The 10,147-nt window shown below is 71.3% G+C and carries 12 protein-coding genes; 9 read left to right on the top strand and 3 right to left on the bottom strand.

The genetic code is table 11. The features are described 5' to 3' along the window. Nucleotides 1-100 precede the first annotated feature (100 nt). The 7 genes from NOD94_RS02440 to NOD94_RS02410 all read left to right on the top strand — a co-directional run bounded on the left by NOD94_RS02440 (nucleotide 101) and on the right by NOD94_RS02410 (nucleotide 6,005). Nucleotides 101-319 (top strand): CorA family divalent cation transporter, encoded by a 219-nt coding sequence (locus tag NOD94_RS02440; protein ID WP_348652303.1) that lies wholly within the window; start codon nucleotides 101-103, stop codon nucleotides 317-319. A gap of 91 nt (nucleotides 320-410) precedes the next feature. Further along, entirely contained in the window at nucleotides 411-938 is a 528-nt protein-coding gene (locus tag NOD94_RS02435) for an SMI1/KNR4 family protein (protein WP_281204011.1), read from the top strand. Nucleotides 939-1,624: 686 nt separating this feature from the next. Further along, a complete protein-coding gene (locus NOD94_RS02430) occupies nucleotides 1,625-2,824 on the top strand; it encodes an ATP-binding protein (RefSeq protein WP_281204010.1) in 1,200 nt (399 codons plus the stop codon). Then, nucleotides 2,821-3,663: a roadblock/LC7 domain-containing protein gene (locus NOD94_RS02425; protein WP_281204009.1), complete on the top strand. Its 843-nt coding sequence runs from the start codon at nucleotides 2,821-2,823 to the stop codon at nucleotides 3,661-3,663. The genes NOD94_RS02430 and NOD94_RS02425 overlap by 4 nt, the downstream gene beginning before the upstream one ends. After that, entirely contained in the window at nucleotides 3,656-4,051 is a 396-nt protein-coding gene (locus NOD94_RS02420) for a DUF742 domain-containing protein (protein ID WP_281204008.1), read from the top strand. Before NOD94_RS02425 ends, NOD94_RS02420 begins: the two co-directional genes overlap by 8 nt. 3 nt (nucleotides 4,052-4,054) lie before the next feature. Next, complete coding sequence (locus NOD94_RS02415; protein WP_281204007.1) at nucleotides 4,055-4,615, top strand: ATP/GTP-binding protein; 561 nt, start codon at nucleotides 4,055-4,057, stop codon at nucleotides 4,613-4,615. A gap of 10 nt (nucleotides 4,616-4,625) precedes the next feature. Then, a complete protein-coding gene (locus tag NOD94_RS02410; RefSeq protein WP_281204006.1) occupies nucleotides 4,626-6,005 on the top strand; it encodes a cytochrome P450 in 1,380 nt (459 codons plus the stop codon). A 642-nt stretch (nucleotides 6,006-6,647) separates the two neighbouring features. Here the strand turns inward: NOD94_RS02410 and NOD94_RS02405 are convergent. Next, the gene (locus NOD94_RS02405; protein WP_281204005.1) at nucleotides 6,648-7,265 is read right to left on the bottom strand and encodes a TetR/AcrR family transcriptional regulator; all 618 of its coding nucleotides are present in this window, start codon (nucleotides 7,263-7,265) and stop codon (nucleotides 6,648-6,650) included. 116 nt (nucleotides 7,266-7,381) lie between these two features. Here NOD94_RS02405 and NOD94_RS02400 point away from each other — a divergent pair, with 116 nt between their 5' ends. Beyond that, a complete protein-coding gene (locus tag NOD94_RS02400) occupies nucleotides 7,382-8,239 on the top strand; it encodes a class I SAM-dependent methyltransferase (RefSeq protein ID WP_281204004.1) in 858 nt (285 codons plus the stop codon). A 4-nt stretch (nucleotides 8,240-8,243) separates the two neighbouring features. On the opposite strand, the gene NOD94_RS02395 is transcribed toward NOD94_RS02400, so the two are convergent. After that, a complete protein-coding gene (locus NOD94_RS02395) occupies nucleotides 8,244-8,531 on the bottom strand; it encodes a metal-sensitive transcriptional regulator (RefSeq protein WP_281204098.1) in 288 nt (95 codons plus the stop codon). Nucleotides 8,532-8,640: 109 nt separating this feature from the next. Continuing rightward, nucleotides 8,641-9,636 (bottom strand): hypothetical protein, encoded by a 996-nt coding sequence (locus NOD94_RS02390; protein ID WP_281204003.1) that lies wholly within the window; start codon nucleotides 9,634-9,636, stop codon nucleotides 8,641-8,643. Nucleotides 9,637-9,822: 186 nt separating this feature from the next. Here NOD94_RS02390 and NOD94_RS02385 point away from each other — a divergent pair, with 186 nt between their 5' ends. Beyond that, nucleotides 9,823-10,113: a heavy-metal-associated domain-containing protein gene (locus NOD94_RS02385; protein WP_281204002.1), complete on the top strand. Its 291-nt coding sequence runs from the start codon at nucleotides 9,823-9,825 to the stop codon at nucleotides 10,111-10,113. The last annotated feature ends 34 nt before the right edge of the window (nucleotides 10,114-10,147 follow it).

Genomic DNA, 10,147 nt, shown 5'->3' with positions numbered 1-10,147 from the left:
CCGTTGGGGAGCGGACGGGGAGGATCGGCCGCATCAACGGGCAGTATCGCGAAAGGGCCGGAAAGACGGATCGCCGCAGGTCCGCACACCTCCCTAGTCGATTTCTGCAGGTCATTGGCCTGAGGGCGAGGACTTCAATAAGATCTCCTCCTGGGCCGCCATCCTGTTTGCACCCACGTTGGTGGGAACCATCTACGGCATGAACTTCGAGACCATGCCGGAGTTGAAGTGGGCGGGCGGCTACCCCTTCGCGATCCTGCTGATGGCGGTCGTCTGCGTCAGCCTGTACGTCATCTTCAAGAAGCGCGACTGGCTGTAGCCGGCATGGGTGTGGCCTCAGGTTGGCTGCGCGCGGCCCGTGGTGGTGGCCGGCTGTCGCCGGTGTCCGAGCCGGTGCCTAGCCTGTGCACGTGACGATGAACGATGATCGACAGTTCCCCGCCGCCCTCGCCGCCGCGATGGCCGGCCCGTTCGACTACGACGGCGGTGACGGGGTCGACTTCGAGCCCTTCCCCGCCTTCCTGTCCGCCGCGGACACCACCGACTGGTTCCAGGCGTGGACCGGCAACACCGAAGTGGACGGCGGGGACTTCCGCGTGTTCGGGCAGGACGGTACGGGCGGGTACGCGGCGTTCTGGATGGTCCGCCGGGACCGGCCGGCGGGTGAGCAGCCCGTCGTCTTCCTCGGGTCCGAGGGGGAGGCGGGTGTCGTAGCCCGCGACCTGGGGGATTTCCTGTGGCTGCTGGCCGACGGCTTCGGCCCCTTGGAGGCCGCCACCTCGTACGGGCCCGAGCGGGCCTCGCGCCCCCATCAGGCGCTGGCGGCCGTCGCCGAACGGTTCGCGTCGGACCGGCGTACGTCGGCCGCCGTCGTGATCGAGCGTGCCACCCGGGAGTTCCCCGACTTCGACGAGATCATCGTGGGTCTCTGCCGCTGAGCCGCCGGCGCCATGTGGGCGCCATTCCCCCGTGGTTCCGGATGCGGGAACTCGTGACGATCTTCCGCTTGGTTGTGAAGGACCGGTTCCGGGGCGCGCACGGCTCACCCGGCGAATTCCGGCCGGCCGCGCGTACGGCCGGGAGACTTCTCGTGGTCGGGAGCGCCTCGGACGGGGCGGGAGTGATTGCGGGGCCGGAACGCCGCCCCGCCCAGGTGGCCGCCGTTGTAGCGGGTTTCCGGACGTGGTGGCGGTCTCGCCCCGATCCCGCATTCGTCCCCCCGCGGACGAGCCACGGCGGCCACCGACAATCGGTCCGGAGCGGCTGACGGTCCCTCGGATCGATGTGAGGGATTGTCGACCAGCGCGTGAAGAAGCGTTTGACGGATCGGTGGCGGGAGAGGTGGGCGACGGTGGGCGTGGCGTCGAAGCGCGACGTCAACGGGCCTTTGTGGCACCCGGGTTGAGGCGGCTGCGGCGCTCCGCCCGACGTCGAGGGGGCGAAGACCCGGGTGATAGCATCCCGGCATCTGTGATCTTGATCCATTTTGAACGCAGATGCTGATTTCCGATCGGCGGCAGGCTCTCCGCGTCACGGCGGGTGAGCCGCGCCGATCAGCTGTGTTGCGGGGCCTCGCGAGGTGTATCTGCAGCCGTCCGCATGCCATGCGCCGGGAAAGGTTTCCATGAATCGAGACGCACTTGTGTGGTGCTTGGTTGCGGTGGCGGCGATAGCCGTCATCGCGGTCGCGGCACTCGTCGCCCGCAACAGAGCGCTGGGGGCGAAGAAGGAGCAGAACGAGGCCGAACTGAGACACCAACTACAGGCGGCGGAAAGCCACCTGCACGCGTCGTACGGCGAGCTGCAGAGGTTCCGGAACGAGCAGGACGCCACGCTCCGCGAAGCCAAGGAGGCGGCGGAGGAGAACACCAAGGCCGTCCTCAAGGGTGCCGCCAGCCTCCTGCAGAGCCTCGCGGCCGAGCAGACGACGCTCCTGGACGGCATCCAGCGCAAGTACGGTGGACACGCCGTCCTCAGCGACCTGTTGGACGTCAACCACGCCAACGCCCAGATGGCGCGCAAGGCTCAGGGCATCGCCGTCATGTGCGGTGCGCCGCTCGGCCGTCGCAACCGGCCCGCCAGCGTCTACGACGTGGTGCGCAGCGCCCAGGGCCAGATCCGCAACTTCAATCGGGTCGCCATCATGCAGCAGACCGGTCTCGCCCTGAAGGCGTCCGCGGTCGCGCCCGTCGCCCTCGCCGTGGCGGAGCTGCTCGACAACGCGGCCAGCTTCTCGCAGCACGACGCGCCGATCGAGGTCACGTTCCAGCGCGTGCAGAACAACCTGTGCATCGTCATCGACGACGCCGGTGTCAGCATGAACGACGAAGACCGTCAGCGGGCGACCGCGCTGCTCTCCGGGGAAGTCGCCCCCCGCCTGTCGCAACTCGGGACCCAGCCGAAGTTCGGCTTCCCGGTCATCGGCCTGATCGCGCGTCAGCACGGTTTCAGGGTGGACGTCACCGGAGTCTCCCGGTACGGCGGCGTCAGGGCCGTCGTCCTCTTGCCCGAGGAGCTGTGGACCATGGAGGAGATACCGCCCGTCCAGGAGGCTCCGGTCAGCAACATCCGGCGCACGCCCGAGAGCCGGACCGAGAGCCGGTCCCAGAGCGCGCCGTCGCGCACGATGCACGGTCTGCCCAAGCGCGGCTCACGTCAGGCGCCCATCGCGAGTGTCCCGGATCCCGACACCGCCCCCGCGGCGCCTCGGACCCCGCAGGAGACGGGTCGCGCTTCCGGCCGCGGCCTGGGGGCCTTCCAGCGCGGCACGCTCTCCGGCCGCAACCTTGACGCCACCTCGTTCGAAGGGCCCGAAGACGCATGACCGCAGACCTGTCGTGGATGCTTGAGGACATCGTGCACAACGTGCCCCATGCACGGCACGCCGTCCTGCTGTCCGCGGACGGCCTCCCTCGTGGTGCGACGGAGGGCCTGGCCGAGAAGGACGTGCGCACCATCTCCGCCGCCATGGCCGGGATGCAGTCGCTCAGCCGGGCGACGGCCCACTTCGCGGGTCCGGAGGTGGACCGGCAGTGGAACCAGACGATCATCGAGTTCTCGCACGGCTGGAGCTTCCTGATCGGGGCCGGGCAGGGCTCGTACCTCGCCGCCGCGGCCGCCCCCGATGTGGACATGCAGCAGATCTCCTTCCGCATGCACCGTCTCGTGGCGCGACTGGGAAACAACCTCACCTCGCCGCCGAGGGTGAGCGTCGAGGACGCCGGTGGTGCGCGAGGGGACTCCTCCCGGCATCGGGGATCCGGTGACGCGGGATTCGTCCTCGGCGAGCTCGACCGGGTGGTGTCCGAGGTCGAGGGCGCCCGCCACGCGGTGCTGCTGGGATCGGACGGGCTTCCCCGCGGGGCCACCAACGGCATGAGCCGTGACCTCGCGGACACCATCTCGGCGGCCATGACGGGCATCCACGCCTACAGCCGGGTGACCTCCCAGTTCACGGGGGCCGTCGAGGACGCGGAATGGCGTCAGACGGTCATCGAGTTCCAGCACGGCTGGATCTTCCTCATGGCTGCCGGGCCCGATGCCTTCCTGGCCGCTGCCGCCGAACACGACTGCGACATAGAGAAGTTCACCACGCGCCTGCACGAGGTGGTTCCCCGACTGACCGCGGCGGCGACATCGGGGAAGGGGACAGGTCATGTCTGACGGGCCCGAGCAGGACGAAGAGCTGGAACTGACGTCTCCGTTAGTCCCCCTCTTCGTGATCACGAACGGACGGGCGCTCCCCCCGGACCACGAGTACGAGCACACGACGCTCGTGACGGCGTCGGCGGCCGAGAACGGACAGGCCACGGCTCGCACGCTGTCGCCCGAAGCGGGGCAGGTCATGGACCTGGTCGCGAACGGCTTCCTGTCCGTGGCGGAGGTGGCGGGCCACACCCACCTGCCCCTGGGCGTCGTCCGGATCCTGCTGGCGCAGTTGGAGGAGGACGATCTCATCCTCGCGAGGACACCGATACCGCGCGCCGAACGTGTCGACAGAGAACTGGTCAGCGCCGTGCTAGAGGGCCTGAAGAATCGATTCGGAGCGTAATCCGTGTACCTGGATCCAGATGTCTCCCACGCGGTGAAGATCCTCATAGTGGGGCACTTCGGGGTCGGCAAGACCACCTGCATCGGCAGTCTCTCCGAGATCGAACCCCTGCGGACCGAGGAGGAGATCACCGAGGCCAGCGTGGGCCTCGATGACCTGTCGGGCACACCGGACAAGACGACCACCACCGTCGCCATGGACTTCGGCCGGCTGACCCTCAGCGACACCCTGGTGCTCTACCTCTTCGGAACGCCCGGCCAGGAGCGCTTCAAGGAGATGTGGGAGGAGCTCTCCCGGGGCGCCCTGGGAGCGCTGGTCCTGGTCGACCCGGAGCGGCTGCACGAGTCGTTCCCCGTCCTGGACCTCGTCGAGCGCTTCGGCCTGACGTACGCCATCGCCGTGAACCACTTCGAGGGCACCACCCACTACCCGCTCGACGAGGTGCGCGAAGCCCTGAACCTCACCGCCGAGACCCCTGTCGTGGAGTGCGACGTGCGGGACGAGAACTCCTCGGCGCAGGCCCTCATCACCCTCGTGACCCACCTCATGTCCCAACTCGGCTAGGAGCGCAGGAATGCAACAGCCAATTGAGCCCCAGGAGATACCCCCCGGCTGCCCCGCGCACGGGAACGTCCAGATCTACGGCCCCTCGTTCGGAGCCGACCCGGACAGCCATTACGCGCAGCTGCGACACTTCGGTCCCAGCGCGCCGGTGGACATCGCCCCCGGCGTCCAGGCCGAGCTCGTCACCAGCTACGACGCCGCTCTGTACGTCCTGCAGAACCCGGCTTCCTTCGTGCGCGACTCCCGCCGCTGGAACGCCCTCAACGAAGGGCGCGTCCCGGCCGACAGCCCGGCGCTCCCCATGATGGCGTACCGTCCGAACGCGCTCATGAGTGACGGTGCGTCACACGCGCGGCTGCGGCGGGCCGTCACCGACAGTCTCGCCACGATCAACGAGCACCAGCTCATCCGGCAGACGCAGCAGTCCGCCAACTACCTGATCAGTCAGTTCAGTACGGACATTCGCGGCCAGGCGGAGTTGATGGCCGAGTACGCGCAGCCGCTGCCGCTGCTGGTCTTCAGCGAGCTGTTCGGTTGCCCGCCCGACATCGGCGACCGCGTGATCGCCGGCATCAGCGGCCTCTTCGAGGGGACGCCCGGGTCCGACGAGGTGCTCGGCGGGGCGCTCACCGAGCTGATCGCCCTCAAGCGGCGGCGCCCGACCGCGGACCTGACGACGCGCCTGATGGAGCACTCGGCCCAACTCAGCGACGAGGAGGTGCTGCACCAGCTGGTCACCCTGCTCTCGGGTGGCACCGCACCGCTGGCCGCGGCCATCGGCACCAGCAGCGCCCTGTACCTCGGGGAGGACTGGCAGATGGGCCTCCCGGTCGAGGACGCGGTCTCGCAGACCCTCTGGAACTACGCGCCGATCTCCAACTACGCGGCGCACTACCCGACTCACGACGTCGAACTCGGCGACAGGTTGGTCCGGGCGAACGACCCCATCCTGATCTCGTTCGCCGCGGCCAACACCGATCCGAAGCTGACCCAGCACCGGGAACAGCTCAGCGCGAAGGCGCACTTGGCGTTCGGAGCGGGCCCGCACGCCTGCCCCGCCAAGGACCCGGCCTTCATGATGACCGTGACCGCCGTCGAGACGCTGCTGAACCAGCTGCACGACGTCGAGTTGCGCGTTCCGTTCAAGTCGCTCACCTGGGCACCGAGTCCGTGGAGCCGCTCGCTGGTCACCCTCCCGATCCGCTTCACGCCGAGGGGTGTTCCGCAACCCACCGAGACGGCCGGATCGAAAGCGGGCCGGCTGCCCCAGCAGCAGACGGCAGCCCCGGCGCCGTCCAACGCCGGTCCGTCGCGCACGAACGCCGGCGCCGCGCCGCAGCCCAAGGGTGGCCTGTTCAGCCGCTTCCTGGCCTGGACCAGGGGTGAGTGAGTCAATTCGATCGAGTGGTTCCGGCGTGAGTCAAGCAACCCTCTGAGCGCTCAGCGGTGGAGGGCGTCTTAACGATCATGTGGGCACGCATGGCGGCCGGCTCTCGGAAAGGGGCCGCCATCGCGGGTGTTGCCACGACCACGTCGTACGACCGCAGGGCGTCCGCCTCCCTCTCCCCCCGTCCACGGACGGCCGGAGGGCAGGCCGACCCCTTCCCGTACGGCTGGAGCCCGACAGGCGGTGGCGGGAGCGCCAAGGGCCGGGGACGCGCCGGGGCCTGCCCCCCTCCGGCGAACGCGCGCCGGCGAGGCGGTCTTCCCCGAACCCGTCTGCGAGCAGCTGTCGGTGACGGGCATCGGTGACCGGGTCGGGCTACCGGAGGCGGACCGGCGCCGACTCGGTGACTTGGCCCACGACCAGCCCTTCGCCCGGGAGTTGCTGCCGTCGGCCGACCGATCGGCCCCGTCCGACGCGGCCACGGCCGAACCGCCGCCGCGTGGGACCGGGCGGGGCGATGGGACGCCCTGGCCGACGGCCGTGCCCCGGCCCGCCGCGGTCCCCCCGGGGCGCGGGGCGCCCGGGTACCCGTTGCGTGCGGCGGGCGCGGTTCGCGCGACGACGTACCCGGCCGTCCGGCGCCGGTCAGTGGGACTCGGGGGCCGTGGGGGCGGGTCCGGAGCCCAGGAGGGTGCTGATCAGCCGGGACGTGGTGGCGGGAGGGGTCGGGGTGGTGTCGGGGGTGCGGGTCATCAGGAGGTGGTGGACGGTGCCGACCAGGGCGAGGGCGATCGTGGCCGGGTCGGCGTGGGGCGGGACGCGGGCGAGGTGTCGCTCCGCCTCCAGGTAGGCGGTGACCGAGTCCTGGATCGCCCCGAAGGCCGGCGCTCCGGACTCCAGGCCCTCACGGGTGTGCAGCGATGCCGCGGGGCGGGTCATGGCGATGCCGACGACCGCCGGGGGCAGGGAGTCCAGCATGGCGACGGTGATGTCCTGGAGGTTGTCCGCGACGGCGCCCCGCCCCACTCGCGAGGGCAGCAGGGCCGCGTGGCGGGCGGCGCGGGCGAAGCGGTCCAGGACCAGTTCGGCGACGAACTCGTCCAGGCCGGCGAAGTGGGCGTGCAGGACCCCCTTCCCGCATTCGGCCTCCGCGGTGACGGCGCGGCTGGTCAGGCCGGCGGCCCCGTCGCGTGCGACCACCCGCTCGGCGGCTGCGAACAGTCGCTCCCTGAGGTCCGGAATCGCCACTCCACGCGGTGACATAACACCCCTTTCGGCCAAGCCCGTTGCGAGTATGGGCACATGCCCATACTGTTTGGGCACTTGCCCATACTAAGGGTCGGGCGCCTCGCGCCGCCCGGCCGGTACGGAGGTGCAGCATGACTCGGACCGGCAACGCCGATCAGGCCGAGGCCTGGAACGGGTACGAGGGCTCCCACTGGGCGCGGAGCCACGCGCGCTGGGACGCCGTAAACGACGGCTTCAACGGGCCCCTGCTCGACGCGGCCGCCGTGAGCGGGTCGGACCACGTCCTGGACGTCGGCTGCGGTCCCGGACGCACCACCCTGCTGGCCGCCGGTCGGGCCGCGGAAGGGCGGGCGGTCGGGGTCGACCTGTCGGCCCCCGCCGTGGACCGGGCCCGGGCGAACGCGGAGCGCGAGGGGGTTCGCAACGCGTCGTTCGTCGTCGCCGACGCCCAGGTCCACACGTTCGGGGACGGGGTCTTCGACGCGGCCGTCAGCCGGTACGGGATGACCTTCTTCGGCGACCCGGTGGCCGCGTTCGCGAACGTCCTCCGGGCGCTGCGCCCCGGCGGCAGGCTGGCGTTCGTGTGCGCGGCCCGGCCCGGGGACAACGAGTGGTTCGAGGCGATGGCCTCGCTCGACGGCGTCCTCCCCCTCGGCGACTTCGGCACCCCCGGCTCCGAGGGCATGTTCTCGCTCTCCGAACCCGGCCTGGCGGGCGCCCTGTTGTCGGAGGCCGGCGGGGAGGACGTCCGCGCGGAACGCCTGGACGTTGCGGGGAACTGGGGGCGGGACGCCGCGGACGCCGCCGCCTTCCTGCTCGACTCCGGGCCGGGCCGTCACATGCTCGGGCAGGTCGGACCGCAGGCGCGGGAGCAGGCCCGCGGGGTGCTCACGGACCGCTTGCGCCGGCACGAGGCCGGCGGCTCCGTGTGGTTGCGCAGCAGCGCGTGGCTGGTCACCGCGGTCCGCGGCGGCGCACCTCGGGGTTGAGGGGTCAGGAGCGGACCAGGCGGGCGATGGCGCGGGAGGCTTCCTCCACCTTGACGCGCGCCTCTTCGCCGCCCTCCGCGACGGCCGCGGCGACGCAGGAGTGGAGGTGGTCCTCCAGCATGGTCAGGCCGAAGGCCTGGAGGGCCTTGGTGGCGGCGCCGACCTGGGTGAGCACGTCGATGCAGTACGCGTCCTCCTCGACCATGCGCTGCAGGCCGCGCACCTGGCCTTCGATGCGGCGCAGCCGCTTGAGGACGTCGTCCTTGTGTGCGGTGTAACCGTGCACGGCGATCCCTTCCCTCCGTCGACGTCTCCCGGACCTCCCGGACCTCCCGGACCCTCCCGGCCGGCCCCGGTGGGCCTTGCCCGCGCCGGCCCTCCGGTGGGGCGCGGCGGCCCGGTCAGTGGGTGTGCGCGTCACCCGGTTCGGCGGCGGGAGCGGGCGTGGTGGCGGGGGCGGCGGGGGCCACGGGGGCGTTCGCGTCCGTACCGGGGGCCGGTCGGGTGCCCGCGCTCACCGTGAAGGCGGCGGTGCGGACCCGGCCCTCGTGCTGGAAGTCCAGGAAGAGCCGGTAGGCGCCCGCGCTCGGCGCCGTCGCCGTGAAGGAGACGTCGGGGCCGGGGCCGCCCTCGTTGGGGTGGACGTGGAGGTAGGCGAGGTCCCCGTCGCGGAGGGCGACGAGGTGGCCGTAGGCCCCGAGGTACGGCTCCAGGTTCGTGACGGGCTTTCCGTCCTTGGCGACCGTCAGCTTGAGCTCGCCCGCCTTGCCGGGGTCGAGGGTGCCGCCGAGCGTGACCTGGTAGCCGTCGACGTCGACGGTCCTCGCCTCCGCCGGCAGGGGGTTCGGCGCGTACGCGCCGGGCACCGCCAGGTCGGCGCCGAGGGTGACTCCCTTCGCGCCCTCCCCGGCGGGGGTGAAGTCGGCGAAGGCCTTGTAGCCGCCCGCCGCCGGGAGGTCGACCGGCGTCGACCAGGTGCCGTCAGCCGCCCGTACCGGGTGGAGGTGGCGGTACACGGTGAGGTCGCGCGAGGCGACGATGAAGTGCAGTTCCTTGCCGTGCTCGGTCTTGTACGAGGTGACCTTGCGGCCCTCGGCGTCCTTCACCGAGAAGCGGAGCTCGCCCCGGCCCCCCTCGATCCGCGGGGTGTCCAGGCTCAGCGCGTAGCCGCCCTCCGACACCTGGAGGCCGCCCGCCGCCGGGGCCTGCGCCGCGGCCTCCGCGTGACCTCCGTGGCCGGCGTCCGCGCCCTTCGACGCGGGGGCCTGCGCGTGGTTCGCGTGCTCCACCTCCACGGGTGAGCCCACGGGGCCCACGCCCGCGCCGACTCCGTACGCGGCGCCGAAGGCCGCTGCGAGCGCGGCGGCAAAGGCGGCGGTCTTCACTCCGGTGTTCATGGCTGCTCTCCCGTACGACGTAGTGCCGCGTCCAGCGGTTTCATGGCCTCACCATACCCCTGGGGGGTACCAAGTCAAGCCATGGAATCCCTTGCGGACCGATACCACCGGGGGGTATACCTGAGATCAGTCCGGATACCCCCAGCGGGTATCCGGCCGCTACCTGAACCGACCAAGGAGAAATCCATGTCTTCCTGCTGCTCCACCGACGGCAGCTGCGGCACGAACGCCGGAGCGACCAGCACCGCCACGGCCCTCGCCGACCGCACCACCACCGCCTACCGCGTGTCCGGCATGACCTGCGGACACTGCAGGACCGCCATCACGAAGTCGGTCGGCGCGCTCGACGGGGTCCTCTCCGTGGACGTGGACGTCGACGGAGGCCTGGTCACGGTCACGACGGCGGGCGACCCGGACGACACCGCCGTCGCCGCCGCGATCGACGACGCCGGCTACGAGCTGACCGGCCGCGTCTGAGGCTCCGCCCCACCCCGAACCACTCGGCCGCCGG

The sequence above is a fragment of the Streptomyces sp. Isolate_45 genome, assembly GCF_024721315.2.
In the GTDB taxonomy this organism is placed as follows: Bacteria; Actinomycetota; Actinomycetes; order Streptomycetales; family Streptomycetaceae; genus Streptomyces.
The sequence above is the reverse complement of the archived record's forward strand: the minus strand, read 5'-3'. Positions and strand labels throughout refer to the sequence as shown.